The organism is Rhodoferax sp. (assembly GCF_010365055.1).
GTDB lineage: Bacteria > Pseudomonadota > Gammaproteobacteria > Burkholderiales > Burkholderiaceae_C > Rhodoferax.
On the sequence record NZ_JAAFHA010000013.1, the window covers coordinates 1 to 26,645 of the forward strand.

Here is a 26,645-nt window from a genome sequence, read left to right on the forward strand (position 1 = left end):
AAAATCTATCTAACCATGAAGCCCTGAGCGCTGCAAATCACCAACACCCAAAACTAAATTTCGGAAATTTACAGAAAAGAAGTTGCTTTATCAAAATGCTTCAGTTCACTCCTATTTTTATGGCCGCCCGAACCATCGCTACGGTGGGCACATATAAGTATTATTTTTTATATCGTCCGCAGAGTCCGGCGCACAATGCAGCGGGTCTGGGCGCATCGGACTCGACCAGCCAGCGCTCGCATGGCTGACTGACCCATTTCGCACGCGTCTTGCTGGCGTCGTTGAGCCGGCTGTCCACCACGTTCTGCACGTAGCGGCTGCGGTCGGCGCACAGCGGGTCCAGCAGGGTCAACGCCCGCCACCGCACGGTTTTGAAAATCTCGATCTGGGCACCCCGGAGACCGCTCGGGCGGGTCACGTCACTGGCATGCGGCGCCAGCCGACGGTCGCAAGCCAAAAGTTCGTTGAGGCTGACGGTCTCGATCAATCCCGCGTCAACAAATCCAGCAACTGCGTCGGAATCAACGCAATACAAGCTGCACGCGCATGCCCCGGAAGCGAAATCCCGCACCAATTGACCAAATCACAGTCGCCTCAAGCGCCCTGTCCGATCAGGGCGGAGCCTGGCTGACGAAGCAGCGCTTCTCAAGATTAGATGCTCTCCGCGGTGGATTGGGCAGCATCCGAGTTGTCAGGGAAATTTACAGTTGCGTACCAATGCCTCGACCACGCATTGTGGAATATGCCGCTAACTTATTGAGAACAAACAATTTTTTTACTAACGACACTCATTGGCACAAATTGTGCCTACACCACGCAATTGATGCGGAGTGAGTATTGACAAGCGCAGACCGGGCTTGTCACCGCTTGGTTTCTTGAGCCCGTAAACGGAGAAAAATGATGAGAAATTTATCTTTAAGATCGCTCGGTTCCGCTTGTGCCGCGGCAGTTTTGCTTGGCGCTAGCGGGGCGACCCAAGCGATAACACTCGGTCTGGATTTCGGTGCTTACACCGCTACGAGCCTCGGTTCGGTTCCCGGCCTTCCCACGCTTTACGGGGGCTTGACCTTTTTAGACAATGACACGATCCTAATAGGCGGTGCGGCCAATACGGCAAGCGGCAATCTGCGGGCGATCGATGTGATCCGCGGTGCGGGTAATCACGTTACTGGTTTTTCCGGTTCAGCCACTGCCTTCGGTACTGTTGGGGAATATAACGATGGCGGCGTTGTCTTCGGTCCGGGGGGCGTTCTCTTTACGTCCCAGTGGCCTGTCAACAAGCTGGGACAAACCAAGCCGGGCAGCACCAACGAAGACAAGGTCATTGATCTGGCCGCCTTGGGTGTCGCCGGTTCTCATGCGGCCCTTAATTTTGTGCCGTCAGGTTTTGGCGGCGCAGGCCAGATGAAACTGGTGTCTTGGTCTGGGGGGCAGTTCTATACCGCGACCTATGCGCCCGATGGACTAGGTACCTATGGCATTTCTGCCGTGGTGCAAGAGGATCTCGATCTGTTTGCACTGGGTGTCCAGAGCGTTCCTGGTGGTCCCGAAGGTTTTGTCTATATCACTGCAGGAAACGCAGGCTTTGCATCCAACAGCATGTTGATCTCGGAGTACTCGGCAGGAACGGTGGGTGCCTATGATGTGGATGCCTTTGGAAACCCCCTGGTCAGCACGCGTCGGGATTTTTTGACCGGCCTTACTGGCGCGGAGGGCGCGGCGATTGACCCCGTGACCGGTGATTTCCTGTTTTCGACATTTGGTGGCAGCAATCAGGTTGTCATCGTGCAAGGCTTTCTGGCTCCGCCGCCGCCGGATAACGGCGTACCCGAGCCAACCACCCTGCTTCTGTTGGGTGTCGGATTGGTTGGCCTGTTCGGGCTGCGCCTGAGGATGGCCTGAACGGGAGCAGATGTTTTTGGTTGAAATTGCAGCAATTCGAGAGGAAAGGGCATTCAACTAGACGGCCCAGCGCAATGCGGTTGAGTCAGGCACGGGTTGAATGCCGCGCTGGTGACAAGCGCCTTGGAGGGGGGCAGTTCAACGCCGGCGGAGCTTCTTGGCAAGTTCGGCATCAGACCGAATCGGGGACCACAAACACCTCAAGCCCCCGTCAACTGAATTTTAATAGCTATGTTTTAGATAGCATTCGCTACCCTACCGCAACAACAACTTGATGTCGGCTGCCAGCACCGCGGCGCCGCTGCCATAACGGTTGTACAGACGCAATTTGCCCTGCGTGTCGTACACGTAGCTGCCCGCCGAATGGTCCATGGAGTAGCTGGTGGGCGTGGGACCCTCCACTTTTTTGTAATAGACCTTGTAGTCTTTGGCCAGCTCCGCCAGCTTTTCAGGGGTGGTGTAAAGCGCCAGAAAGGTGGGGTCAAAGGCTGCCATATAGCCTTTGAGCACTTCGGGCGTGTCACGCGCTGGATCAACCGTGACGAACAAACCCTGCACGCGTTCGCCATCTTTGCCCAGCAAGCGTTTCACCTCGGCCAGTTCAGCCATCGAGGTGGGGCAGACATCCGGGCACTGCACATAACCGAAGAACATCACCACCACCTTGCCGGCGAAGTCCTTCAGGGTCCTGGGCTGGCCGTTATGGTCGGTCAAGGCAAAGTCTTTGGCGTAATCGGCGCCGGTCAGGTCAATCCCGACAAAACTCGGCCCCTCTTTGGAACAGGCAGAAATAAAGCCCGTAGCCCCCGTCAATAGGGCGTAAGTAGCTATTAATTTAAGAGCGTTTCGTTTGTTCATTGGATGTCAAAGCAGATAGTGATCCAGCAGCAAGGCGGCAAACAGCAGGCTCAGATGGATCAGCGAGAAACGGAAGGTCTTGCGCGCCAACAGGTCCGAGTAATCGCGCCAAAGATAGAAGGCATACAGACAAAAACCGAAATTCAGGACGACAGCGGCCATCAGGTACAGCCAGGAACTCATGCCGTAGATATACGGCATCAAACAGGCCGCAAACAAGATGAAGGTGTAGAGCAGCACCATCAAGCGGGTGAACTCACTGCCGTGCGTCACTGGCAGCATCGGCAAGCCCGACTTGCGGTAGTCTTCCACCCGGTACAGGGCCAGTGCCCAGAAATGCGGCGGCGTCCACAAGAAGATGATCAGAAACAAGATCATGGCTTCAGGCCCGACGTTGCCCGCCATGGCGGCCCAGCCCAACACCGGCGGCATGGCACCCGAGGCACCGCCAATCACAATGTTCTGCGGCGTCAGCGGCTTCAAAATCACCGTGTACACCACCGCATAGCCGATGAAGGTGGCAAACGTCAGCCACATGGTCAACGGGTTGACCCAAAAATACAGCAGCGCAGAGCCCGCCGCGCACAGCACGGCCGAAAACAGCAAGGTCTGCCAATCGGCCAGTTCGCCCCGTGCGGTCGGCCGCCAGGCGGTGCGCTTCATCTTGGCGTCAATGCCTTTTTCAACAATGCAGTTGAAGGCCGCTGCGGCGCCCGCCACCAGCCAGATGCCCAGGCAAGCGACCAGTGCCAGCTCAAGCTCAGCCCACGTCGGCAGACCCGGCACCGCCAGCACCATGCCGATCAGGGCGCAAAACACAATCAACTGGATCACGCGCGGCTTGGTCAGGGCATAGAACTGCTTGAACACAGAGACCTCCACACTCAGGACATTGGCACTCATGCGGTCTGTCTCAATGTCGTGAGTTTTGGAACTGCCGCCTCTACCCTCGTGCCCGTGCGGCTGGCAGCCACCGTCCAGGTCAGGACCACAACCAGAGCGCCGGCACCGCCGGTGTGCAAGACGGCGGCCATCAACGGCCAGTCCAGCACCACGTTGCTCAAACCGGTCGCCAGTTGCAGACCGCTCAAAGCAGCGATCCAACGCGACGGGTTGCGCAGCGCGACCACGCGGTTCAGCCGCCATGCCAATAGGCCGAGCAGCGCCAGCACGGGGAACGCCATCAGGCGGTGCACATAGTGAATGGCGGTCAGTGCCGCAAAGCTGATGTACTCGCCGCTCGCGGTGACACCGAGATGGCGCCAGAACTCAAAACCTTCCCGGAAGTCCATCAGCGGCCACCAACTGCCCTGGCACTTGGGAAAGTCGGTGCAGGCCAGCACGGCGTAATTGGAGCTGACCCAGGCGCCCAGGGCAGCTTGCAGCACCAGCCCTGTAAGAGACAGCCCCAGCAGCCAGCGCAAACCCGGGTCAATGGCCACTGGCTCCATTTTTCCTTCCAACCGCGCAAACTGCACCGCCTGGACGCACAACAGGGCCAACAGAACCAGGCCACCAAGCAAGTGCAAGGTCACGATAGCGGGGAAAAGCTTCATCGTGACAGTCAGCGCGCCAAAGGCTCCCTGAATGCAGACCCAGAGCAGAGTCAAAGTGGGCCACCACGGCCTGATCGGCTGCACCTGCATCTTGCGCCCGCCCGCACTGCGTCCCAGCCAAGCCACGGCCGTCAGCACCAAAATCAATGCACCGACACTGGTGGCCAGATAGCGGTGAATCATTTCCACCCAGGCCTTGCCGGAGGTCACCGGGCCGGTAGGCATGGCATTTTGGGCGGCGGTGATCGCCGCATGCGCCCCCAACGGGCTGGCGTTGCCGTAGCACCCCGGCCAGTCCGGGCAGCCCAGCCCGGAGTCGGTCAAGCGGGTGAAGGCGCCAAACATGACCAAATCAAAGGTCAGGAACAGGGTCAGCAGCGTCAAGGCCTGAAGCCGGCCCAAGGGCGAGGCGCGCCGATGCCGAAACCACACCCAGGTGATCGGGGCCAGTGCCAGCACGGCGCCGAAGAACATCATGCGCATCAAGGGCGACAGGTCGTAAAGGGCCTGCACCGTCATGGCGTCGCTACCTGGCATGCTCTGCTCCCGCCGCAGTCACCGCAGCGCGACCCGGCTGGTCCCAGGAGTTGGAGGCGCGCAGCAGCCGCTCCAAGTCCCGCTTGACCTTGGCCGCATTGGCCAGATCCAGATTGGCCGGAAAACGCATCATCCAGTTGCCCAAGGGGTCCACCAGGTACAAATGCTCGGCCAACTGATGAGCGCTGGCCGGTGCCAGCCAGTTTGAAAGGGTTTGGCTGTCGACGCGCAGCACCGTGGCATCCTTCAGGGCAGGGAGCAGTTGGTCGGGCACGGGATCGGTGTCGGGGATCAGCCAGACCCAGTCCACCCGCGCTTTGTCTTTGCCCAGACCCTCGCGCAACTGGCGCTGCAGGTACAAATGACGGCTACAGCCTTCATCGCAGGCACCACCGGCCACACTCAACAAGAGCCACTGGCCCTTCAGTGCCTTGAGACTGCTGGTCTGCCCGCTCAGGCTGACCACGGCTTGCTCCGGCAAGGGACGCTGGGGGTCAATCAACTCACCAAAATTGCGCCGCCCCTCCGGCCGGAGCACATAGAAGGTGAAATACGAGGCCAGCACCGGCGCGGCACACACCAGCAAGACGGCCAGCATCTTCCAGCGCCCGCTGCCGGTGCGCCGAACCTCGGCATCCATGGCGCGCGCAGGTGAAGGCAGGGTATGCACCGTTAGGCCCAGCGGTTGGTCCGCCAGACCGGTGGCCCGTTGTGGGGATGCGTCAGGCGCGGCGCGGGTAAATGAATCGTCTAACAATTTGGAACCAGACATAAAGAATCGCAATCAGGCCGCTCAAGGCAAACCACTGGAAAGCATAACCGTAATGTTTTTCCACACCGACTGAAGGCCGCGGCCAGTCACGCAACAGGCCATCGCTGGCAGCATCCGTCTGCTGCACCGACACCGGCAGCAGGGCCAGACCGGTCTCGGCGGCAAAGTGCGCCAAGTCCATATTTTGACGGATGAGTCCGGCGTCCGGGCCGCCCAGCTCATATAACTTGGCCGGAGGCGGGGCAATATGACCCACGATCTCCCGCACGCCGGCCGGTGTTTCAATCGTGGGCAAACGGCTGCGGTCCAAGAAGTCGCGCGCCACCCAGCCGCGCTGAACCAATACCACGGCCGCACTGTCCTGCAGCCGCATCGGTGTCACCACGTACAGACCGGTTCGGCCATTCATCGGTCGGTTGTCCAGGAACACCGTGCGATCGGAAATCCACTCGCCGCGTAGCGCAACGCGGCGATGCAACTCAAGCGAAGGATCAGCGCCCCCCGCCAGAGATCGCCCGTCCAGGATTGACAGGGCCGCCTTGGCGTCCATGCTGGCCTGAATGGCGAGCTTTTGCGCGGCACGCGACAATTGCCATCGCCCCAGCGCGAGCGTGCCAGCAGCCGACAGCAAGGCCAGCGCAGTGATCAGCCAAAACCTCCAGCCCCTGTTCACGAGATAATCCAGTCCATGAAATACATCGCTATTCTTGCATTTGTCGCCATCGTCATCAGCTTGGGCGTGGCCCTCTTTTTCATGATGAAAAGCGACTCAAGTGGAAAATCCAGAAACCAAAAAATGGCGCTGGCACTGGCTTGGCGGGTGGGGCTTTCAATTGCGCTCTTTGCCAGCATCCTGCTGGGCTGGAAATTGGGGTGGATCCAGCCGAACGGCATTTCTGCAGGACAGTAGGCAGATTCAGAGCACCAGCAATCAAAAAAGGCACCGCACGGTGCCTTTTTCTTTGTGAAACAGCTAACAATTGGCAGTCTAAATCCAATAGACCAGCGTGTACAGGCCCAGCCACACCACGTCGACAAAGTGCCAGTACCAAGCCGCCCCTTCAAAACCGAAATGCCGCTCGGCCGTGAAATGGCCGCGCTGCAGGCGCACCGTGATGAACAGCAGCATCAACATGCCCACAAACACATGGAAGCCGTGAAAACCGGTCAACATGAAGAACGTGGAGCCATACACGCCCGACGTCAGCTTCAGGTTCATCTCGTGGTAGGCATGGTAATACTCATAGCCCTGCACAAACAGGAACACGATACCCAGCAACACCGTGAGCCACATGAAGACAACCGCTCTGCTGCGGTTCGCTTTGACCAGTGCATGGTGCGCGATGGTCAGCGTGACGCCGGAGCTCAGCAGGATCGCGGTATTGATCGTGGGCAACCAAAAAGGCGTCATGGTCTGGAACGGCTCCACGATGCCCGCTGGCGAGCCGGTCACACCCGCGGCCAGAGTCGGCCATAGGGCTTTGAAATCAGGCCAGAGCAGGCTGTTCTCCAAACTGCCCAAGTCGGGTATGGAGTGAGCACGCGTCCACCACAGGGCGGTGAAAAACGCACCGAAAAACATTACTTCGGAGAAGATGAACCAACTCATGGCCCAGCGATAAGACGAGTCAATCCGGTGCCCATACTGGCCATCTTCGCTCTCCCGCACCGATTCGCTGAACCACTGGTACAACACCACAGCAAACCACAGCAAACCGAAGTAAAAGCAATACTTGCCCCACTCGGCGCCGTTGATCCACTGGCTGGCGCCCAGCAGGACAAAGAACAGGCCGGCGGCGGCAAAAAACGGATGCCGCGAGGGGCCGGGCACAAAATAGTGCGGGGTTGTAGCGTTGATTGTTGAACTCATATCGGCTCCGTTCTTTCCAGTTCTGTTTAATCTTCCTGCGGTTCCGGCTTGCGCCTTACTTGGCAACCACCACGTTCACCAGCACGATCAGGCCAACGACCAAAATGATGATCGTCACCACACCCACCACAATGACGTGCAGCGGATTGACTTGCGCCGCATCCTTTTCTAACTCGCTATTTTTTCTAATTCCCAGCAGCGACCAAGCCACCATTTTGATGGTCCGAAAGAATGAACCGGCCGCCGCAGGGCTAGGCCTTTCCTCCAGGTTACTCATGAGCCGGCGCCGGTACTCACATGAGCGGCCGCATTAGCCACCGGAGCCGCCGGCGTTTTGCCCCCGACCTCAAAAAATGTGTAGGACAGCGTGATGGTCTTCACGTCTTTGGACAACTTGGGATCGATCACGAACACCACCGGCCAGACTTTCTTTTCGCCCGGCTCCAGGGTGTGCTGCTTGAAGCAAAAGCACTCCAGCTTGTTGAAGTGCGTGCTGGCCTGCACCGGCGCGTAACTGGGAATGGCCTGCGCCGACATGCGCCGGTTTTGCACATTCTGAAACTCGTACATCACCGTGGCCATTTCACCAGGGTGCACCTGCAGCGAACGCTGCGCCGGCTTGAACTCCCACGGGCCGCGCGCGTTGGCATCAAATTCGACCGTGATGGTGCGGCTGGTGTCCACCTGGGTATTGGCGGGCAAAGACGCCTTGGCACCTGGAATCTGTCGCTCGCCGAGTGCCAAAATATTGATGCCCGTGGCCTCGCAAACCGCCTTGTAGATGGGAATCAGCGCGTAGCCGAACGCAAACATGCCGACGGCCACGACCGCCAACTTGCCAACCATTCGAATATTTTCACGCCTTAGAGTCATGCACTACTTACCCAGAAGAACCATCTTGACCATGAACCCAACAAAGACAGCGACTGCCACCGATGCCAGGATCAGTCCCGTCTTCAGGTTGGATTTTTTTTGCTCGGGTGTCATCGCGTTTCCAATCTTCATCGACTAGGCAATGACCCGGGTGGCTGTGGCGTCGAGCTTCGGCGGCGTCTCAAAGGTGTGGAACGGTGCTGGCGAAGGCACTTCCCATTCCAGGCCTTCAGCGCCTTCCCAAGGCCTTTGCGGGGCTTTTTGGCCCTTGCCCATCATCGTCGGAATCACGATGAAGAACAGGAAGAAAACCTGGGCAAAGCCAAAGAAGAAACCACCCACCGAAGCCAGGGCGTTGAAATCGGCAAATTGCATCGGGTAGTCGGCGTAGCGACGCGGCATACCCGCCAAGCCCAGAAAGTGCATCGGAAAGAAAGTGACGTTGAACGCAATCAGCGACCACCAGAAGTGGATCTTGCCGCGTGTTTCGCTGTACATGACACCGGTCCACTTCGGTGACCAGTAGTAATAGCCGGCAAACATGGCAAACAGGGAACCGGCCACCAGCACATAGTGAAAGTGGGCCACCACGTAATAGGTATCCTGCACCTGGATGTCAATCGGGGCCATGGCCAGAATCAGGCCGGTAAAGCCGCCCATGGTGAACACGAAGATGAAGCCCACCGCAAACAGCATCGGGGTCTCAAAGGTCATGGAACCCCGCCACATCGTGGCCACCCAGTTGAAAATCTTCACGGCCGTCGGCACCGCCACCAACATGGTGGCGTACATGAAGAACAACTGGCCGGTCACCGGCATGCCGGTGGAGAACATGTGGTGACCCCACACAATGAATGACAGGATCGCGATACTGGAGGTGGCATACACCATGGACGCGTAGCCAAACAACTTTTTGCGCGCAAATGCCGGCACGATCTGGCTGATGATGCCGAAGGCTGGCAAGATCATGATGTAGACCTCCGGGTGACCGAAAAACCAGAAGATGTGCTGGTACATCACCGGGTCACCGCCACCCGCCGGGTTGAAAAAACTGGTGCCGAAATGACGATCGGTCAAGGTCATGGTGATGGCCCCGGCCAGCACCGGCATCACGGCGATCAGCAAATACGCGGTAATCAGCCAAGTCCACGAGAACATCGGCATTTTCATCAGGGTCATGCCCGGCGCGCGCATGTTGAGCACGGTGACGATGATGTTGATCGAGCCCATGATGGAGCTCGCACCCAGCAGGTGCATGGCAAAAATACCGGCGTCCATGCTCGGACCCATTTGCAGTGTCAATGGCGCGTACAGGGTCCAGCCGGCGGCGGGTGCACCGCCCGGCATAAAGAACGATCCGACCAGCATCAGGGCGGCCGGAATCATCAGCCAGAAGCTGAAGTTGTTCATGCGGGCAAAGGCCATGTCCGAGGCGCCAATTTGCAGCGGAATCATCCAGTTGGCGAAGCCGACAAAGCCCGGCATGATGGCGCCAAACACCATGATGATGCCGTGCATGGTGGTGAGCTGATTGAACAATTCAGGATTCACCAATTGCAGGCCCGGCTGAAACAACTCAGCCCGGATCATCAGGGCCAGCACACCGCCGATCATCAGCATGGTCAAGCTGAACATCATGTACAAAGTACCAATGTCCTTGTGGTTGGTCGCGTAAACCCAGCGGCGCCAGCCTGCCGGTGCGTGGCTGTGGTGGTCATGCTCAACGTGGTCGTGGTGGTCTAGAACGGCACTCATGCTGATTTCCTTCTCGATACTTGTTTTAAGTGGCGCCGTTTACTTGCGTGCCGCCGTCACATCCGACGGTTGCACCATTTGGCCAGTCTTGTTGGACCAGTTGTTCTTGGTGTACGTAATGACAGCGGCAATCTCGGCGTCGCTCAGTTGCTTCCAGGCCGGCATCACATTGGGCGTTCCGTCGGGCAGCACCACCGTGCGGCCATTGAGCAGCACGGTAAGTTGCTGACTCTTGTCGGCATCCAGCACCACAGCGGAGCCATCAAGCGCCTTGATTGGACCGGCACCTTTGCCATTGGCCTGATGGCAGGCGGCGCAGTTGGCAGCGTAGACTTTTTCACCGCGGGCAAACAACTCTTCTGCCGTCCAGACTTTGGTGGGGTCGTCGGCCAGCGCGGCCAACTTCTTCATTTCTTCATTGACCCACAGGGTGTAATCCTGGGCTGACACCACCTTCACATGGATCGGCATGTAGGCGTGCTCCTTCCCACACAACTCAACACACTGGCCGTGATAGTCGCCGATTTTTTCAGCCCGAAACCAGGTGTCGCGCACAAAGCCAGGAATCGCATCCTGCTTGATGCCAAACGAAGGGATCATGAAGGAGTGAATGACGTCGTTGGCAGTGGTGATGATGCGAATTTTCTTGTTGACGGGAACGACCATCGGGTGATCGACCTTCAGCAGGTAATCGTCCACCTGTTCACCCGCATTGGGGCCGCCATTATTTGACATTTCGCGCTGCGTTGGATCAAGCGCGGAGAGAAAGCCAATGCCCTCGCCTTCGCCCTTGAGGTAATCGTAGCCCCACTTCCATTGCATGCCGGTGACCTTGATGGTGAGGTCGGCATTGGTGGTGTCTTTCATGGCCACCACCACTTTGGTGGCGGGCAGCGCCATCAAGATCACGATGACAAATGGCACGATCGTCCAGATGATTTCAACGGTGACCGATTCATGGAAATTGGCTGATTTGTGTCCGACCGACTTGCGGTGTTTCCAGATGGAATAGAACATGACCGCGAACACCGCCACAAATATGGCGGTGGAAAGTATCAGCATGAACCAGTGCAGCCAAGCCTGTTCTTCGGCAATTTTGGTCACCGCCGGGTGCAAATTGAGTTGCCGCACGGCTGGACCGCCCGGCAAGTCGCTGACAGCCTGCGCCGCCGTGAAAGCGACCGTACCCGCCCAGGCACTTGCGACCAACAGGGTAGCCGCCAATCCATTAAAAATGCGCTTGATCATGTTCACTTTTTTATTGCCTCGAAATTGCCTGATCGACACCAACATCGCCAACGATCACCGGTTGTCCCCAGTCAGCGCCACCCCATTGCGTTCGAGATTGTAATTCACACTTTTTTGCACTCAGCGTCTTGTCAAGCCCTTTTCTCAAGGATTTCTGGAAAAACTTTTGCGCTGGTGCAAGGTTTCACGCATTTGAGCTAGAGAAAGCACGGTTTCAGCGCGCACCGTCAAACGCGGCGCCGGCTTGAAGGCGTGTCCATATATCACCTCGAAGGTCAGTTGCAGCGGCGCGCGCGCCAGTTCCCGATGCAATTGCTCACGCCACTTCCGACCCCGCAGGCCTGGGAATCGCAGCGGCTGCAAATTGCGCCCCAGGCCACGCAACTCCTGCAACAGGCGGTGGGGCGACTCAAAGGTCAAGGTGATGCGCTCCATGTCCATCACCGGCTCAGCAAAACCAGCCGCACCCAGCATGTCGCCCCAATCATGCATATCGGTGAACTCGTGCGAGGGCGCCGGCCAGCCCAAGGACTGATAAAGGGCACGCAACTCCTGCAAGGTATCGGGGCCCAGACAGGAAAACATCAGGAACCCATCCACGGCCAGCGCCCGGTGCCATTGCGCCATCAGGGCTTGCGGATCGGGCGCCATATGCAGCGTCATATTGGCCCACAACATTTGCACCGCGCCCTCGCCGGGCATCGCGTACTGCGTTGCAGCGGCGCTCCAGCGGGTCGGCTTCCACCACGGTTTTGCTATTTTTTTTGCAGCGTACTGTGCACTTTCCTTGAGGGCTTCAGCGACATAACACTCAGCAGAGGGATAGCGCTGCGCCAACAGCGCATGCGCCTGCAAGCCACCACGCACGGGCGCCCAATGGGCCCAATGGGTGGGCTGGCACTTGATCCAGTCGAGCCGCTCCTGCATGCGCCGCGCGACCTCCTCGTGCAGCCACGGCGACGGCGCGGGCGGCATCTGTTGCCAGCGCTGGGCCGCTTGAGGATCAATGGTGGGGGGTCGTTGAGTGGACATAAGACAGGCAGTAATAGAGTCGCCAGAGTATATTGACTCCATGTTTTCCAGCTTGCTCACCGGGGCGTCCCGGGTCTTCAATCTGCTGCCCAGCCAATGCCGGGTCTGCCATGCCTGGCCCGCGCAGCCGATCTGCGAAGCCTGTGTGAGTCGCTTCGCTCAGCCGCAACCGCGGTGCGAGACCTGTGCGCTACCGGTACCGTCGCAGGTCCGTCGCTGCGGCGCTTGTGTCACCGGCCCGCCACCACTGGACGCCTGCCTGGCGGCAGTGGCCTATGCTTTTCCCTGGTCGGACTTGATCGTCGACTACAAATTTCACGACCATCCCGGCCTGGCCCATGCTTTCGCCCTGTTGCTGCGCAGCATACCCTGGGTGGAACCGGCCCTGGACGCGGCCGACTTCGTGCTGCCCATGCCCCTGTCAAGCCAACGCCTGCAAACGCGCGGCTTCAACCAGGCCCTGATGCTGGCGCACCGTCTCGCGCCGAACAAGACCGACCGTCGCCTGTTGCTGCGCATCAAGGACACGCCGGCGCAGAGCACGCTCAAACGCCCCGGGCGACTGGACAGCCTGAAGGACGCGTTTGCCGTCGATCCGTTGCGGATCCCGCAACTCAAGGGCACGCGCGTGGTGCTGGTGGACGATGTGATGACCAGTGGCGCCTCGCTCTCCTGCGCGGCGCGGGCACTGCGGGCAGCGGGTGCTGCGCACATCACGGGCCTGGTGATTGCGCGCACCGAATAACATCACCCCATGTTTCATATCGTTCTGGTCGAACCCGAGATCCCCCCCAACACCGGCAACATCATTCGCCTGTCGGCCAACACCGGCTGCACCTTGCACCTGATCGAGCCACTCGGCTTCTCGATGGACGACAAGCACATGCGCCGCGCCGGACTGGATTACCACGAGTACGCCACGCTCAAACGCCACGCCAACTGGCAGAGTTTTCTGGCGAGCGAGCAGCCCCCACCCGAGCGGCTGTTTGCCCTGACCACCCGCGCCAGCCGCAGTGTCTATGAGGCGCAATTTTCGCCGGGTGACTGGCTGGTGTTCGGGTCTGAAACCAAGGGTCTGAGTGACGCTGTGCGCCAATCATTTACCCCCGCTCAGTGCCTGAAGCTGCCCATGATCGAAGGTCAGCGCAGCCTGAATTTGTCAAATGCCGTGGCGGTCACCGTGTTTGAAGCCTGGCGCCAGAGCGCCTTTGGCGCTTCACGGGTAGTGCCGCGCCAATGACTCGGCCACGCACACCGGCTTGAGCGTACCCTCACGCTCGATCGCCACCTGCCAGGTCATTTGGACGCCGCCCTGATCAATCGGCTCACTGCTGAGCAATGTCATGCGGGCGCGCAGGCGACTCCCCACCGGCACTGGCGCTGTAAAGCGAACCTTGTTCAGCCCATAATTCACACTGAGACGGGTTTGCACAATGCGCAAGGACGACTCAAAGAACCGCGGAATCAGCGCCAGGGTCAAAAAACCGTGCGCGATGGTGCCGCCAAAGGGTCCCGTCTTGGCCTTCTCGACGTCCACATGGATCCACTGGTGATCGCCGGTGGCCTGCGCGAACTGGTTCACCTGTTCCTGCGTAATGGTGATCCAGTCGCTGATGGCCACTTCCTGGCCGGTCAGCTTTGAGATTTCGGAGAGAGTTTGAAATGTTTTCATGGCGACACTGTAACGATCCACTGATGAGCGACTTGTCAGCTGCGTGACAAATATGACTCATAGCCTCAGCCCCCGCTTCAGCCGCTGCCCCAAGTGCGGCCATCAGCCCTTGCCACAAGACCAGACGCTGCCCGCGGGTTGTCCGCGCTGCGGCGTGATCCTTGCCAAAGTGGGGCAAACGGTGCGTCGGCCTGTGCCCAGGCCACGTGATGCACCCGCTTGGCCCGACACCGCCGCCGATTGGATGGAGCCGCTCACCCAGATGCCGGGCCCGTTTGACGCCATGCACTTTTGGAGCCGGGTGGCGCTGCTGGCCGCACTGGCGCTGTGGAGCTGGGTATTGATTACGCTGGATTGGCGCACGGGTGAATTCATGGACTCCTTCCTCCACCGGCCTTTGCTGGTGTTCCACGAAGCGGGCCACGTGATTTTCATGGCGTTTGGCGAGTGGTTCACCGTGCTGGGCGGCACCTTGGGCCAGTTGCTCATGCCGCTGATCATGGCGGGCGCGCTGCTGTTCAAAAACCGCGACCCCTTTGGCGCCTCGGTTGGCCTGTGGTTTTTGGGCGTGTCGCTGCTCGACGTTGCCCCCTATATCTATGACGCGCTGGTGCCGCAACTCATGCTGCTGTCAGGCCGCACCGGCGAGGCTGGCGGCCACGACTGGATTTACCTCTTGAGCAGCCTGGGGCTGCTGGCCAAAGCGCACCTGCTGGGGAACCTGACCCACAAGCTCGGCGCCCTGGTGATGCTGCTGGCGCTGGGCTGGGGCGCGCGGCTGCTCGCAAAGCAGCACGCGAGGGTGCAGGACCGAGCGCTGCAGCAAGACTAATAATTTATGACAAAACGGGCTGCAGCCCCCGTTCAATAAGGACATATCGCTACCTATTAAGTAGCATTTCTGAAAGCCAATGGATTGAAATCGGCTCCAAAAATCATGCGGTGACCCGATTCGGGTCCGGCTTATTGACCCAGCACGTCGGCCAGGAAAAGCGAGATATCGGCGACCTCACGCGGATGGACGCTGTGGGGCATCGGGTAGCTGTGCCACTGCACCGGGTAACCCAGGCCGACCAGCAGATCGCGCGAAGCCTCACCCCGAGCCGGTGCCACCACCGGGTCCTGGCTGCCGTGCGCCATGAAGATGGGCGTGCAGGCATTGGCCGCGCTGCGCTCGCTGGCAAAGGTGTCGGCCAGCGGCAAGTAGCCCGACAGCCCCATGATGCCGGCCAGCCGTTGCTTGAAACGCAGACCCGTGTGCAGCGCCATGGCGCTGCCCTGCGAGAAGCCTGCCAGCACGATGCGCTGGTAAGGGATGCCACGTGCCGCCTCGTGGTCGATCAAAGCGGCAATGGCCAGCGCGGATTTCTGGATGCCGGCCACGTCCTGACGGCTCACCAGATCGGTGCCGCGTATGTCATACCAGGCCGGCATGACATAGCCGCCGTTAAGCGTGACCGGCATGCTGGGCGCATGCGGAAAGACAAAGCGGATCGGTGGGCAGGCGCGCAAGTCCAGCTCGGGCACCAGCGCGGCAAAGTCGTTGCCATCGGCGCCCAGGCCGTGCAGCCAGATGACGGCCGCCGTGGGCTCTGGGTCGGATTCAATTTCGATGCGGTCAAGAAGGTTAGCCATATTCAGAATAATTCCATATCGCCAACGTTGGCGGCCTGCTCAACCAGCGCACCGCTGGCAATCAGGGCGGCATGGCTGCACACCTGGTTGCGACCATGCGCCTTGGCATAGTAAACCGCCTTGTCGGCGCGCTCGAAGGCACCACTGGGCGTATCACCGGTTTTTATTTCAGAAAATCCGATGCTGATGGTGATGTTGCCAACCTGCGGAAACAGGTGGTTCTCGGTGTTGGTTCTCAGTCGCTCCAACGCGCCAGCGGCCTCAGCCTCGCCGTTGCAGCGCATCAACACCACAAACTCTTCACCACCAAAACGGTAAAGTTGGTCGTGAAAACGAAAACTGACACGCATCAGGCGTGCCAGCAACAGCAGCACTTCGTCGCCGATAAGGTGCCCGAAGTTGTCATTGACTCGTTTGAAATGGTCGATGTCAATCATCGCCAGCCAGAAGCTGCCGCTGCATGAGGTGTCGCGCCGCTGGTCGGGCGCGCAATCGACGGCAACTTGTTGCGCCAGGGTGGCTTTGTAAAAGGCGCCATCAAAGGTCTTGCGATTGAGCAGTTCAGTCAGTGCATCGCGCTCGCCATAGTCAAGCAGGCTTTGAAAATTGAGGTACAGGCGCAACACGCCAGTGACCAGTCGGTGCGCCTCCTCAGACAGCGGCTCTTGGCTCACGATCTCAAGCACGCCGATCGCCCCGGGGTTGCTGGTCGCCGGAAATACCGTGATGCCGGGATATTGTCCTGACCGCACCACTTGCTTGTCAGCGCCGGCCTGCTGGCGCAACGGGTGTTCGGCCAGACGTGGCAGGGCGAGCAAATCGGACCACGCCGAGTCAGCGGTCGGCACCGGCTCACCCGCCTTGATCTGAGCGGTAGTCAGCCAGCGCTCGTTGCCGGTTTCACCAACAGCGCGGTAGATCGCTACTGTCTTCGGCTGTAGCAAATCATTGATGGCAGTCACCAGGGCCAGATCGAGCGCATCCCGGTCCCGAAGGCCGGTCAGGTCGGCTAGCCTATCGACGAGTTGTGACATGCGCGTAGTTTAGTTGGTTGAAGCATTCCACCTAGATGGTTACTTCTGATGCCGAAATGGCAACAAGTCGATGCCGTCAGGCCAACAGTGCCTGCGCAAACTCACGCGCGTTAAACGTCTCCAGGTCCTCCAGTTGCTCGCCCACGCCAATGAAGTACACCGGCACCGGACACTCGCGCGCAATCGCGGCCAGCACGCCGCCCTTGGCGGTGCCGTCGAGCTTGGTGACGACCAAGCCCGTGAGGCCCAATGCCGCATCAAAGGCTTTCACTTGCGTCAGGGCATTTTGACCGGTGTTGCCGTCAATCACGAGCAGGACTTCATGCGGTGCCGTAGCGTCGGCCTTTTGCACCACGCGCTTGATCTTTCGCAATTCTTCCATCAAATGCATCTGGGTGGGCAGGCGCCCGGCGGTATCCACCAGCACCACATCAATGCCGCGCGCCTTGCCCGCACTGACCGCGTCAAAGCTCACGGCGGCGGGATCACCACCTTGCTGGCTGATGATCTCCACGCTCAGGCCGCTCGCCTGGGTGCTGGCACCGGCGCGCGTCGCCCAGACACCCAGTTGCTCACGCGCGGCCGCCCGGAACGTGTCCGCAGCAGCCAGCAACACACTGGCGCCGTGCAGGGCCAGGTGCTGCGTAAGTTTGCCAATCGAGGTGGTTTTACCCGCACCGTTGACACCCGTGACCATGATGACGGTGGGCTTGTGCTGCCCGATCACCAACGGCTTTTCCAGCGGCAGCAGCAACTGGGTCAGGCTGGCCACCAACACGTTTTTCAGTGCCACCGGGTGGGTGATGCCGCTGTCCTTGACCTTGCGTCGCAAGTCATCGAGCAAGTACTGCGTCGCCGCCACGCCGGTGTCGGCCATCAGCAGCGCGCCTTCGAGCTCTTCATAGAGTGCCTCGTCAATCTGGGTACCACTGAACACCCCGGAGATGCTGTTGGCGGTCTTGCCCAGGCCAGCTTTGAGTTTGTCCAGCCACCTTTGCCGCTCGGGCACCACGCTGGCGGGCACGGGAATATCGATCGGCGTGACCAGCGCACTGCCAATCAACGAGCCACCGCCGGTGGCTGTTGCCGCGGTGTCTGGCCCGGGCGCAAAGGCCGGCGATTTTGGCAAGGCGGGGGTGGGCGGCGATTTCTTTTTGAAAAAACTGAACATTAGGCAACTTCTTAGAATCACAGCATTCTATGAAACGACTCACCTCCCCTGTGCCCATGCCGTTGATATATCAATATTTTTCCTGTTTTTCGCTCCGAGCCGTCGTCACTTCATGGGCGAAACAGTCAGTTCGACCCCACCGGCACGGCCCTTCCAGTGCCCAGCCGCGTGCTGTGTGGCAGCGCTTGCCCTGGTACGGCCTGTTGCTAGCGGGCAGCCTGGCGGCTCACGCGCAAGCCCCGAGCCCGGTGGAACAATTCACCTTGGCCAATGGTATGACCGTCATCGTCAAACCCGATCGACGTGCGCCCACCGCCGTCCACATGCTGTGGGTGCGGGTGGGCGCCATGGACGAGGTGGACGGCAGCTCCGGCGTGGCGCATGTGCTGGAGCACATGATGTTCAAGGGCACACCGACCGTGCCAGCGGGCGAGTTCTCGCGCCGGGTGGCGGCCCTGGGCGGGCGCGAAAACGCCTTTACCAGCAAGGACTACACCGGCTATTACCAACAAATACCGGCCGAGCAGCTGGAAAACGTGATGAAACTGGAGGCCGACCGCTTCGGCCATAGCCAGTGGCTGGATGAGGAGTTTAAAAAAGAACTCGAAGTGGTCAAGGAAGAGCGCCGCCTGCGCACGGAAGACAACCCGCGCGCCCTGTTGCATGAAGCGCTGAACGCGGCTGTGTTTGTGGCATCGCCCTACCGGCGGCCCATCGTCGGCTGGATGAGCGACCTGGAAGCCTTGACGCCCGCGGATGCACGGGCGTTTTACCAACGCTGGTATGTGCCGGCCAACGCAGCGGTGGTGGTGGCCGGTGATGTGGACGTGGCGCAGGTGCGCCGACTGGCTGAGAAATATTACGGCGTCTTGCCCGCGCGGGCCGTGCCAGAGCGCAAGCCGCAGCAAGAGCCGGCACAGGTCGGCCTCAAACGCCTGGCGTTCAAGGCACCGGCTGAACAGGCCTATGTGAGCCTGGCCTTCAAGGTGCCCGCCTTGACGTCTTTGGATGCGGAAAAAGAGAACGCTGACGCGCTGGCGCTCACCGTGCTAGCTGCCGTGCTGGACGGCTACAACGGTGCCCGGCTCGAGCGCGCCTTGACCCAGGGCGACGGTCGTGTGGCTGACAGTGTTGGCGCCGACAACGGCCTGTGGGGTCGGGGCCCCCAGTTGTTCATGCTGGTTGGTGTGCCCTCCCAAGGAAAAACGGCGGAGCAAGTGGAGCTGGCGCTACGCGCGCAAGTGGCGCGCATTGCCCGCGACGGCGTGCTGGATACTGAGCTTGCGCGCGTCAAAACCCAGTGGGTCGCGAGCGAGGTCTACAAGCTCGACTCGATCTTCAACCAGGCGCAGGAGTTGGGCAGCAACTGGGTGCAAGGACTGCCGCTGGACGCTGACGCGCTGTTGATCGAGCGCTTGCGCGCTGTCACCGCAGAGCAGGTCAAGGACGTGGCGCAACGTTATTTTGGCGATGACCAGTTGACCGTGGCCGTGTTGTTGCCGCAACCGCTGGACAAAACCCGCGCCCGGCGCCAGGCCCCAGTCGGTGCCCGGCATTGATGCAGCCCCTGACACCCATCAAAGCGCACCTCATGATCACTCTTAAAAATATAGCTGCTTACGCAATATGGACGGGGGCTACAGCCTTATTTCTTATAAATCCTGTGCAAGCGGGCATTCCCATTGAGCACTGGGCGCAAGCCTCCGGCGCGCAGGTCTATCTGGTGCAGAGCCACGGCATTCCCATGCTGGACCTACAAATCGACTTTGACGCCGGTAGTCGGCGTGACCCGGCCGACCAGGCTGGGCTGGCCAGCGTGACCGCACGCATGAGCAGCAAAGGCGTTCGGGCAGGTGCTGCCCACGTGACCGGTGCGGGTGCCGTTGAGCCCGCGCTGGATGAGAACGCCTTGAGTGAGGCCTGGGCGGACCTGGGCGCCTCGTTTCACGCCGGTGCCAGCAGTGACCGCATGAGTTTTTCGCTGCGTTCACTCAGCTACCCTGAATTGCTCGGCAAAGCGGTGCAGCTCGCGGCCCGCCAACTCGGTGAGCCCGCCTTCCCCGAGGCGATCTGGCAGCGCGAGCGTGAAACCCTGAACGCCGCCATCAAGGAAGCCAACACCCGCCCGGCAACGCTGGCGAATCGCGCCTTCGAAAAGGCGGTTTACGGCCAGCATCCCTATGGCTTTGAGATGACCGAGGCCACCTTGGCGCGCATCAGCGTGTCGGATATGAAGTCACTGCATGCCCGCCTGATCGCCCCGTGCCGGGCCAAGGTGACGCTGGTGGGAGCGGTCAACCGGGCCCAGGCCGACGCGCTGGTGACGCAGTTGTTGGCGCGCCTGCCCACCGCGCACGCCCCCTGCCCGGCGCTGCCGACCGTGGCGGAGGTGGTGCCGCTGGACCAACCCGTCGCCACACAGATTTCATTCGACTCGGCGCAGGCCCATGTGCTCATCGGACAACCCGGCTTCACGCGCCAGGACTCTGATTACTTTGCGCTGACGGTGGGCAACTACATTTTGGGCGGTGGCGGCTTTGTCTCGCGCCTGACGAACGAGGTCCGCGAAAAACGGGGTCTGAGCTACAGCGTGTACAGCTACTTTGCGCCCGGCTTGCATGCCGGTGCGTTCACGCTGGGGCTGCAAACCCGGCCGGACCAGGCCGAGCAAGCCGTGCAGGTGTCACGCGACGTGCTTCGCCGTTTTGTTGCCGATGGCCCGACCGAGGCCGAACTCCAGGCGGCCAAAGACAACCTGATCGGCGGCTTTGCCCTTCGCATCGACAGCAACGGCAAGCTGCTGGGCAACGTGGCCAACATCGCCTGGCATGGGCTCGCGCTGGACTACCTGGAGACCTGGACGCAGCAGGTGGCGAAGGTCACGGCCCAAGACATCAAGGCCGCATTTCAGCGCAAGCTGCAGCCAGACAAGATGGTGACGGTGGTGTTGGGTGGGGTGAACACCGGCCAATAAGAGGTCTTGCGCCGCTCTACACTCGGGCCTCAATTTATCTGACGTCCTTTCTTAACCGGGGGGTCCGCAACATCAAATGCACGGCCTGTACCTCAAGCAAATCTGGAACCTGATCAATAAATCAGTCGCGGCGTGGATCAACGATTACGCCCCGAGCATGGGTGCCGCGCTGGCCTACTACACGCTGTTTTCGATGGCGCCGCTGCTGATCATTGTGATCGCGGTGGCGGGGTTGGTGTTTGGCCCGGAAGCGGCGCGGGGTGAAATCGTGGCGCAGATCCAGGGCATCATTGGCTGGGAAGGCGCGATCGCGGTGCAAGGGCTGCTGAAAAGCGCCCGGGAACCGGCGCAGGACATATTAGCAGCGGTGATCAGCGTCGCGACACTGCTGATTGGCGCGACCACGGTGTTCGCAGAGCTGCAGAGCGACCTGGACCGCATCTGGCGTGTGCCCGCCCCGGTCAAGGAAAACGGTCTGTGGGCGTTACTGCGCACCCGTCTGCTGTCTTTTGGCCTGGTGCTGGGCCTGGTGTTCTTGCTGCTGGTGTCGCTGGTGGTCAGCGCCGTGATTGCAGCCCTGGGCAAGTGGAGTGACGGCCTGTTCCGGGGCTGGGAAACGGTGTTGCACCTGCTCACTTTCAGTGTCTCATTTGCCATCTCCACTTTTTTGTTTGCCATGATCTACAAGCTGATGCCGCGCGCCAGCATTGCCTGGCGCGATGTGTGGGTGGGCGCGGCGGTGACCTCGCTGTTGTTCGAAATTGGCAAATTCCTGATCGGCCTGTATCTGGGAAAAACCGGCGTAGCGTCCAGTTTTGGTGCCGCCGGCTCCCTCGTGTTGTTGTTGGTGTGGGTCTATTTCTCAGCGCAGATCTTTCTGCTCGGCGCCGAGTTCACCTGGGTTTACTCGCACGAATATGGCTCCAAATCGAAGCAGCCCGAGCACAAGTCGGTCGCCATCGTGCCCAGTCGTCTGGGTGGGGTGACTTCGACGGCCGACACCAAAAGTCAGGACCTGCGCGTAGCCAGCCACGACGTCTCTGAGCCCGAGCGCTAGTGGGCGCGCTACCATGGCGCAAGAATTTTCTCCGAACTCAACTTGCCTGATGAAAAAAGACAAATCCGCCGCACCCCCGAGACCCGCACGTCCCATCCGACCGCGCAGCCCGCAGACGCATGAGGTCCGCATCATCGGCGGCCTCTGGAAGCGCACCAAGCTCGCCGTGGCCGAGCATCCGGGCCTGCGCCCGACGCCGGACCGTGTGCGCGAGACCCTGTTCAACTGGCTCGGCCAGGACCTGACCGGCTGGCGCTGCATCGATGCCTTTGCCGGTACCGGGGTCCTCGGTTTCGAAGCCGCGTCCCGCGGCGCCAAAGAAGTGTTGCTGGTGGAGCAGGACACCGCCCTGGTGGCACAGCTCAAACGCGTTCAGACGCAATTGCAGGCTAGCGCCACGCAAATCGTGCGGGGTGATGGCGTGGCGGCCTTGAAACACCTGGACTCAGCCAGCATGGACGCTGTGTTTTTGGATCCACCCTTTGACTCCGTGCTGTTTGAAGCCGCCCTGCAAGCCGCCGGCCGCGCCGTGGCACCCAGTGGTTTTGTCTATTTGGAGGCTCCAATCCTGTGGACAGACGCGCAACTGGCGAGCGTCGACCTGCAAGTGCACCGGCACCTGAAAGCGGGCGCTGTTCATGCCCATCTGCTCAAGCGCATTGAGTCAGGCACCTGAGATCAGGGGCATCATGTTTTCAACCAAGCCCCAAGGACTCATTGAGCCCAAGCGCTTTTCCATCACCCCACTGAGAGGCAAACCATGGCCAACCACGTGATTGCTGTTTACCCCGGCACTTTTGATCCGATCACCCTGGGCCACGAAGACGTGGTGCGGCGCGCAACGCAGTTGTTTGACCGCGTCATCGTGGCGGTCGCTGCGGGTTATCACAAGAAGGCGCTCTTTTCCCTGGAGGAGCGCATGGCCATGACGCGTGAGGCAGTCAAGGCCTACCCGAAGGTGCAGGTGGAGAGTTTCTCAGGTTTGCTGCGTGATTTTGTGGTGGCACAGGGGGCCAAGGCGATGGTACGCGGCCTGCGCGCTGTCACTGACTTTGACTATGAATTTCAGCTCGCCGGCATGAACCGCAGCCTGATGCCGGATGTAGAAACAGTTTTCCTGACACCGAGCGACAAGTACCAGTTCATCTCGAGCACCTTCGTGCGAGAAATCGCCGCGCTCGGGGGCGAGGTGGACAAGTTTGTATCGCCCAACGTCAATGAGCGTTTGATAGCAAAAGTTCACAGTCTGGCCCAAACCTGAGGCGGCGGCGTTTGGTAATGTTGGCGTATATTGACTTATTTCACAATGGGAATCAGGCGCGTGTTCCACGCTTGAAGCCTGCAAGCTTTTATCCACCAGAACCCCAAATGAAACCGGAGAAAAAATGAAAATACTATTACCTGTCGATGGTTCCACAGTCTCGTTGGACGCTGTTCGCTTCGCCATTCGCATGGCACAAGAAGGCTTGGCCTGCAGCATGGTGCTGGCCAATGTTCAGGAGCCTGCGACCTTGTACGAACTGATGGTGGCGCACGATCCCCAAGTGATTGAAGAGGTCAGCGCGGCGGCGGGCGCCAACACGCTGGCCGCAGCCGAGGCGCTGTTGGAGCAGGCCAACATTGCTTTCGAGTCTGAAGTAGCCATGGGGGACCCCGCCCATACCCTCATCGATATCCTGGAGAATTTTGGTTGTGATCTGGTGGTGATGGGTGCCAGCGGCACAAGTCCCTTGCGTAGCGCGTTACTCGGCTCAGTCTCCAATGAGGTGCTGCATGCTGCGAATGTGCCGGTCATGATCATCAAGGCCGCGCCAACGCCGGATATTGATGAGGCTGAGTTCGACGAGGCTCAATGACCGGGTTTGAGCCCGTATTGAAATCGCGATGGCGCAGGAAGCACCCCCGGTCGAAAAGGATCACTGGCACCTGCATGATGCCCACGAGTTAGCGCGTCGGCACGGGGTCGACCCGGCGCATGGTCTGCATGAGGACGAGGCCAGCCGCCGTGCGCAGCAGCACGGGCCGAACGAAATCCAGGGGCGGCCGGGTCGCGGTCTTTGGGCTCAGTTCATTGACCAGTTCAAGGACTTCATGGTTCTGGTGCTGATCGCCGCCGCCGTGATCTCGGGCGTCATCGGCGATCTGGTTGATACGCTGGCCATCCTGGTGATTGTTCTGCTCAATGCAACCATCGGTTTTGTGCAGGCCTGGCGGGCTGATAAAGCCATGGCGGCACTCCAGCAATTGGCCGCCACCCATGCCACCGTGCTGCGCGGTGGGCAGGCGCAGGTGATTGCCTCCAGCGAGTTGGTGCCCGGTGACATTGTGTTGCTGGAGGCCGGCAACCAGGTGCCGGCCGACCTGCGACTGATCGAAATTGCCCAACTCAAGGTCGATGAGTCGGCCCTGACTGGCGAGTCGGTCACGGTAGAAAAACACGCCGGGACGCTGACCGGTCTGGCCCATGCGCTAGGCGACCGGCTCAACATGGCCTTCAAGGGCACCACGGCAACCCACGGGCGCGGCCGCGGTCTGGTGGTCGCGACGGGCATGGCGACCGAGCTGGGCAAGGTGGCCGGGTTGCTGGACCGTGACACCGACCGCAGCACCCCGCTGCAGCTGCGCCTGGCGGCATTTGGCAAGCGGCTGGCGCTGGCGGTCATTGCCATCTGTGTTGTGATCTTCCTGGTCGGGGTGATGCGCGGCGAGGCGCCGGTGCTGATGATCCTGACCGCCGTGAGTCTGGCCGTGGCCGCCATTCCCGAGGCCTTGCCCGCCGTGGTGACGGTGCTGCTGGCGCTGGGCGCGCGCCGCATGGTGTCGCTCAATGCGCTGATCCGCCGTTTGCCCTCAGTCGAGACACTGGGTTCGGTCACCTACATCTGCACTGACAAAACCGGCACCCTGACGCAGAACCGCATGCACGCCGAACTGCTGCTGGCCGACGGGCAGGAGTGGGTGCCGGGAAGCGGCGCCCCGGGTCGCGAGCTTGCCGGGTCGCTCCATCTGGAGCTGTTGCGTGCGGCGGCCTTGTGTAACGACGCCGGCCGCAACCGCGAAGGCGTGTGGCAGGGCGACCCGACCGAAACTGCGCTCACGCAAGTGGCGCTGGAGGCTGGGCTCGACAAGGCCGAACTGGAGCGCCAGTTCGAACGGGTGCAGGAGCTGCCGTTCGACTCGGAACGCAAACGCATGAGCACCTTGCACCGATCGGAGGCGGGCTTCATTGCCTACACCAAGGGCGCGCCCGAATCGGTGATTCCTCTGTGCAGCACGCAATGGCACGTGGAGGGCGCGATGCCGCTGCAGCAGGAAGCCGTGCTGGCGACCGCCGAGGCCATGGCGGCTCGGGGCTTGCGGGTGCTGGCGCTGGCGTCTCGCACGCATGCGACGCTGCCCGCGCCCGGTGACGTCGAGTCGGTGGAGTCCGGCATGAGCCTGATCGGCCTGATTGGCCTGATCGACCCGCCGCGGCCGGAGGCGGCGCTCGCCGTACGCGATTGCCAAACGGCAGGAATCACCCCGGTGATGATCACGGGCGACCATCCTGCCACTGCGCTGGCCATTGCGCGGCGTCTTGGCATCGTCGTGGATGGCGACGCCGAGGTGCTGACGGGGTCCGAGTTGGCGGTCATGGACGAGCCGACTTTGCGCGAACATGTCATGGCGGTGCGGGTCTATGCGCGCGTCGATCCGGCGCAAAAAATCCGCATCGTCGAAGCCTTGCAGGCCCGCGGTGAGTTTGTGGCCATGACGGGCGACGGTGTGAACGATGCACCTGCACTCAAGCGGGCCGATATCGGCGTGGCCATGGGCCGTGGCGGCACCGATGTGGCGCGCGAGGCGTCGAGCCTGGTCCTGCTGGACGATAACTTTGCCACCATCGTCGCCGCAGTGCGGGAGGGCCGGCGCATTTACGACAACATCCGGAAATTTGTCCGCTATGCGATGACCGGCAATTCGGGCGAAATCTGGACCATCTTTCTGGCACCGATGCTGGGCTTGCCCATTCCGCTGCTGCCCATCCACATCCTGTGGGTCAACCTGGTGACCGATGGTTTGCCGGGCCTGGCGCTGGCGGCCGAGCCGGCGGAGCACGGCATCATGCAGCGCCCGCCGCGCACCCCGCAGGAGAGCCTGTTCGCAAACGGCCTCTGGCAACATATTTTGTGGGTCGGTTTGCTGCTAGGCGGTTTGTGCCTGCTGGTGCAGGCCTGGGCCTTGTCCACCGCCCATGCACATTGGCAGACCATGGTATTTACCGTGTTGACGCTGGGGCAAATGGCCCATGTGCTAGCCATCCGCTCGGAAGCCGAGTCGTTGTTCAGCCTCGGCCTGGGCTCCAACAAGCCCTTGATCGGCGCCGTGCTACTGACTTTTGCGCTACAGATGGCAACGATTTATGTGCCTGTGCTGAACCCGATTTTCAAGACACAAGCCCTGAGCCTGGTCGAACTGATGATCTGCCTCGCCGCCTCCGCAGTGGTGTTTTTCGCCGTCGAGATTGAGAAGCTATGGTTGCGCCGCAAGCGCCCTGCTCTCGCCGCATCGTTGTCCTGACCCATCGCGTCTTCATCCGGCCGCCGTGTTGAAACCCGCCGGAGCCGCAGGCTGGCGTGGCTGCTCAGTGGCAGGCGCTGAGCAGATCGGTCATTGGGTCGTGAACCTGATGTCAGTAGGGACTTGGGTCCGTCGTCGC

The 26,645-nt window shown here is 60.6% G+C and carries 29 protein-coding genes; 12 read left to right on the top strand and 17 right to left on the bottom strand.

Annotated elements, in window-relative coordinates; translation table 11 throughout:
- Positions 1 to 160: 160 nt before the first annotated feature.
- Positions 161 to 487: a hypothetical protein gene (locus GZ093_RS05170; protein WP_296483012.1), complete on the bottom strand. Its 327-nt coding sequence runs from the start codon at positions 485 to 487 to the stop codon at positions 161 to 163.
- Between the two features lie 413 nt (positions 488 to 900).
- Between GZ093_RS05170 and GZ093_RS05175 the strand changes: the two genes are divergently transcribed.
- On the top strand, positions 901 to 1,902 hold the full coding sequence (locus tag GZ093_RS05175; protein WP_296483015.1) for a PEP-CTERM sorting domain-containing protein: 1,002 nt from the start codon (positions 901 to 903) through the stop codon (positions 1,900 to 1,902).
- Positions 1,903 to 2,157: 255 nt separating this feature from the next.
- Here GZ093_RS05175 and GZ093_RS05180 read toward each other — a convergent pair whose 3' ends face one another.
- Genes GZ093_RS05180 through GZ093_RS05200 form a run of 5 tightly spaced genes read right to left on the bottom strand, consistent with a single transcriptional unit; the run spans position 2,158 to position 6,298 of the window.
- Positions 2,158 to 2,760 carry an SCO family protein gene (locus GZ093_RS05180; RefSeq protein ID WP_296483018.1) on the bottom strand — a complete coding sequence of 201 codons (603 nt, stop codon included), beginning with the start codon at positions 2,758 to 2,760 and terminating at the stop codon, positions 2,158 to 2,160.
- Between the two features lie 6 nt (positions 2,761 to 2,766).
- Positions 2,767 to 3,663 (bottom strand): heme o synthase, encoded by an 897-nt coding sequence (cyoE, locus tag GZ093_RS05185; RefSeq protein ID WP_296483022.1) that lies wholly within the window; start codon positions 3,661 to 3,663, stop codon positions 2,767 to 2,769.
- Positions 3,660 to 4,835: a COX15/CtaA family protein gene (locus GZ093_RS05190; RefSeq protein ID WP_296483183.1), complete on the bottom strand. Its 1,176-nt coding sequence runs from the start codon at positions 4,833 to 4,835 to the stop codon at positions 3,660 to 3,662. Before GZ093_RS05190 ends, cyoE begins: the two co-directional genes overlap by 4 nt.
- Before the next feature lie 7 nt (positions 4,836 to 4,842).
- Positions 4,843 to 5,625, bottom strand: coding sequence for a hypothetical protein (locus tag GZ093_RS05195; RefSeq protein WP_296483025.1), 783 nt, complete (start codon positions 5,623 to 5,625; stop codon positions 4,843 to 4,845).
- The gene (locus GZ093_RS05200) at positions 5,576 to 6,298 is read right to left on the bottom strand and encodes an SURF1 family protein (RefSeq protein WP_296483028.1); all 723 of its coding nucleotides are present in this window, start codon (positions 6,296 to 6,298) and stop codon (positions 5,576 to 5,578) included. The genes GZ093_RS05195 and GZ093_RS05200 overlap by 50 nt, the downstream gene beginning before the upstream one ends.
- Positions 6,299 to 6,313: 15 nt before the next feature.
- Between GZ093_RS05200 and GZ093_RS05205 the strand changes: the two genes are divergently transcribed.
- Positions 6,314 to 6,535, top strand: a complete 222-nt coding sequence (locus GZ093_RS05205; RefSeq protein WP_296483030.1) for a twin transmembrane helix small protein — start codon at positions 6,314 to 6,316, stop codon at positions 6,533 to 6,535.
- A 78-nt stretch (positions 6,536 to 6,613) separates the two neighbouring features.
- On the opposite strand, the gene GZ093_RS05210 is transcribed toward GZ093_RS05205, so the two are convergent.
- The 7 genes from GZ093_RS05210 to GZ093_RS05240 form a co-directional block, all read right to left on the bottom strand.
- Complete coding sequence (locus GZ093_RS05210) at positions 6,614 to 7,495, bottom strand: cytochrome c oxidase subunit 3 (RefSeq protein WP_296483033.1); 882 nt, start codon at positions 7,493 to 7,495, stop codon at positions 6,614 to 6,616.
- A gap of 55 nt (positions 7,496 to 7,550) precedes the next feature.
- Positions 7,551 to 7,772 (bottom strand): DUF2970 domain-containing protein, encoded by a 222-nt coding sequence (locus GZ093_RS05215; protein WP_296483038.1) that lies wholly within the window; start codon positions 7,770 to 7,772, stop codon positions 7,551 to 7,553.
- A complete protein-coding gene (locus GZ093_RS05220) occupies positions 7,769 to 8,368 on the bottom strand; it encodes a cytochrome c oxidase assembly protein (RefSeq protein ID WP_296483041.1) in 600 nt (199 codons plus the stop codon). The genes GZ093_RS05215 and GZ093_RS05220 overlap by 4 nt, the downstream gene beginning before the upstream one ends.
- 3 nt (positions 8,369 to 8,371) lie before the next feature.
- The gene (locus GZ093_RS05225; protein ID WP_296483044.1) at positions 8,372 to 8,482 is read right to left on the bottom strand and encodes a cytochrome oxidase small assembly protein; all 111 of its coding nucleotides are present in this window, start codon (positions 8,480 to 8,482) and stop codon (positions 8,372 to 8,374) included.
- 21 nt (positions 8,483 to 8,503) lie between these two features.
- Positions 8,504 to 10,123 carry a cytochrome c oxidase subunit I gene (gene ctaD, locus GZ093_RS05230; protein WP_296483047.1) on the bottom strand — a complete coding sequence of 540 codons (1,620 nt, stop codon included), beginning with the start codon at positions 10,121 to 10,123 and terminating at the stop codon, positions 8,504 to 8,506.
- A 39-nt stretch (positions 10,124 to 10,162) separates the two neighbouring features.
- Positions 10,163 to 11,368, bottom strand: coding sequence for a cytochrome c oxidase subunit II (gene coxB, locus GZ093_RS05235; RefSeq protein WP_296483185.1), 1,206 nt, complete (start codon positions 11,366 to 11,368; stop codon positions 10,163 to 10,165).
- Positions 11,369 to 11,515: 147 nt separating this feature from the next.
- Positions 11,516 to 12,403 (bottom strand): biotin synthase, encoded by an 888-nt coding sequence (locus GZ093_RS05240; protein WP_296483050.1) that lies wholly within the window; start codon positions 12,401 to 12,403, stop codon positions 11,516 to 11,518.
- Positions 12,404 to 12,443: 40 nt separating this feature from the next.
- Between GZ093_RS05240 and GZ093_RS05245 the strand changes: the two genes are divergently transcribed.
- Together GZ093_RS05245 and GZ093_RS05250 are read left to right on the top strand one after the other, a co-directional pair.
- Positions 12,444 to 13,148, top strand: coding sequence for a phosphoribosyltransferase family protein (locus tag GZ093_RS05245; RefSeq protein ID WP_296483053.1), 705 nt, complete (start codon positions 12,444 to 12,446; stop codon positions 13,146 to 13,148).
- 9 nt (positions 13,149 to 13,157) lie between these two features.
- Positions 13,158 to 13,643 (top strand): tRNA (cytidine(34)-2'-O)-methyltransferase, encoded by a 486-nt coding sequence (locus GZ093_RS05250; protein WP_296483055.1) that lies wholly within the window; start codon positions 13,158 to 13,160, stop codon positions 13,641 to 13,643.
- Here the strand turns inward: GZ093_RS05250 and GZ093_RS05255 are convergent.
- Positions 13,620 to 14,075, bottom strand: coding sequence for a MaoC family dehydratase (locus GZ093_RS05255; protein WP_296483058.1), 456 nt, complete (start codon positions 14,073 to 14,075; stop codon positions 13,620 to 13,622). The genes GZ093_RS05250 and GZ093_RS05255 overlap by 24 nt on opposite strands.
- A gap of 109 nt (positions 14,076 to 14,184) precedes the next feature.
- Here GZ093_RS05255 and GZ093_RS05260 point away from each other — a divergent pair, with 109 nt between their 5' ends.
- Entirely contained in the window at positions 14,185 to 14,907 is a 723-nt protein-coding gene (locus GZ093_RS05260) for a hypothetical protein (RefSeq protein WP_296483061.1), read from the top strand.
- 131 nt (positions 14,908 to 15,038) lie between these two features.
- Here GZ093_RS05260 and GZ093_RS05265 read toward each other — a convergent pair whose 3' ends face one another.
- From GZ093_RS05265 to ftsY, 3 genes are all read right to left on the bottom strand, one after another.
- Entirely contained in the window at positions 15,039 to 15,710 is a 672-nt protein-coding gene (locus GZ093_RS05265) for a carboxylesterase (RefSeq protein ID WP_296483062.1), read from the bottom strand.
- 2 nt (positions 15,711 to 15,712) lie between these two features.
- Positions 15,713 to 16,744, bottom strand: a complete 1,032-nt coding sequence (locus GZ093_RS05270; protein ID WP_296483065.1) for a GGDEF domain-containing protein — start codon at positions 16,742 to 16,744, stop codon at positions 15,713 to 15,715.
- A gap of 76 nt (positions 16,745 to 16,820) precedes the next feature.
- Positions 16,821 to 17,915, bottom strand: a complete 1,095-nt coding sequence (gene ftsY, locus GZ093_RS05275) for a signal recognition particle-docking protein FtsY (RefSeq protein ID WP_296483066.1) — start codon at positions 17,913 to 17,915, stop codon at positions 16,821 to 16,823.
- Between the two features lie 29 nt (positions 17,916 to 17,944).
- Here ftsY and GZ093_RS05280 point away from each other — a divergent pair, with 29 nt between their 5' ends.
- From GZ093_RS05280 to GZ093_RS05310, 7 genes are all read left to right on the top strand, one after another.
- Positions 17,945 to 19,474 (top strand): pitrilysin family protein, encoded by a 1,530-nt coding sequence (locus tag GZ093_RS05280; RefSeq protein ID WP_296483069.1) that lies wholly within the window; start codon positions 17,945 to 17,947, stop codon positions 19,472 to 19,474.
- 32 nt (positions 19,475 to 19,506) lie between these two features.
- Complete coding sequence (locus GZ093_RS05285) at positions 19,507 to 20,889, top strand: pitrilysin family protein (RefSeq protein WP_296483072.1); 1,383 nt, start codon at positions 19,507 to 19,509, stop codon at positions 20,887 to 20,889.
- A 76-nt stretch (positions 20,890 to 20,965) separates the two neighbouring features.
- The gene (locus GZ093_RS05290) at positions 20,966 to 21,946 is read left to right on the top strand and encodes a YihY/virulence factor BrkB family protein (protein WP_296483076.1); all 981 of its coding nucleotides are present in this window, start codon (positions 20,966 to 20,968) and stop codon (positions 21,944 to 21,946) included.
- Between the two features lie 49 nt (positions 21,947 to 21,995).
- On the top strand, positions 21,996 to 22,622 hold the full coding sequence (gene rsmD / locus GZ093_RS05295) for a 16S rRNA (guanine(966)-N(2))-methyltransferase RsmD (RefSeq protein ID WP_296483078.1): 627 nt from the start codon (positions 21,996 to 21,998) through the stop codon (positions 22,620 to 22,622).
- 84 nt (positions 22,623 to 22,706) lie between these two features.
- Positions 22,707 to 23,207, top strand: coding sequence for a pantetheine-phosphate adenylyltransferase (gene coaD / locus GZ093_RS05300; RefSeq protein WP_296483080.1), 501 nt, complete (start codon positions 22,707 to 22,709; stop codon positions 23,205 to 23,207).
- A gap of 124 nt (positions 23,208 to 23,331) precedes the next feature.
- A complete protein-coding gene (locus GZ093_RS05305) occupies positions 23,332 to 23,802 on the top strand; it encodes a universal stress protein (RefSeq protein WP_296483082.1) in 471 nt (156 codons plus the stop codon).
- 28 nt (positions 23,803 to 23,830) lie between these two features.
- Positions 23,831 to 26,506: a cation-translocating P-type ATPase gene (locus GZ093_RS05310; RefSeq protein ID WP_296483085.1), complete on the top strand. Its 2,676-nt coding sequence runs from the start codon at positions 23,831 to 23,833 to the stop codon at positions 26,504 to 26,506.
- Positions 26,507 to 26,645 lie beyond the last annotated feature (139 nt).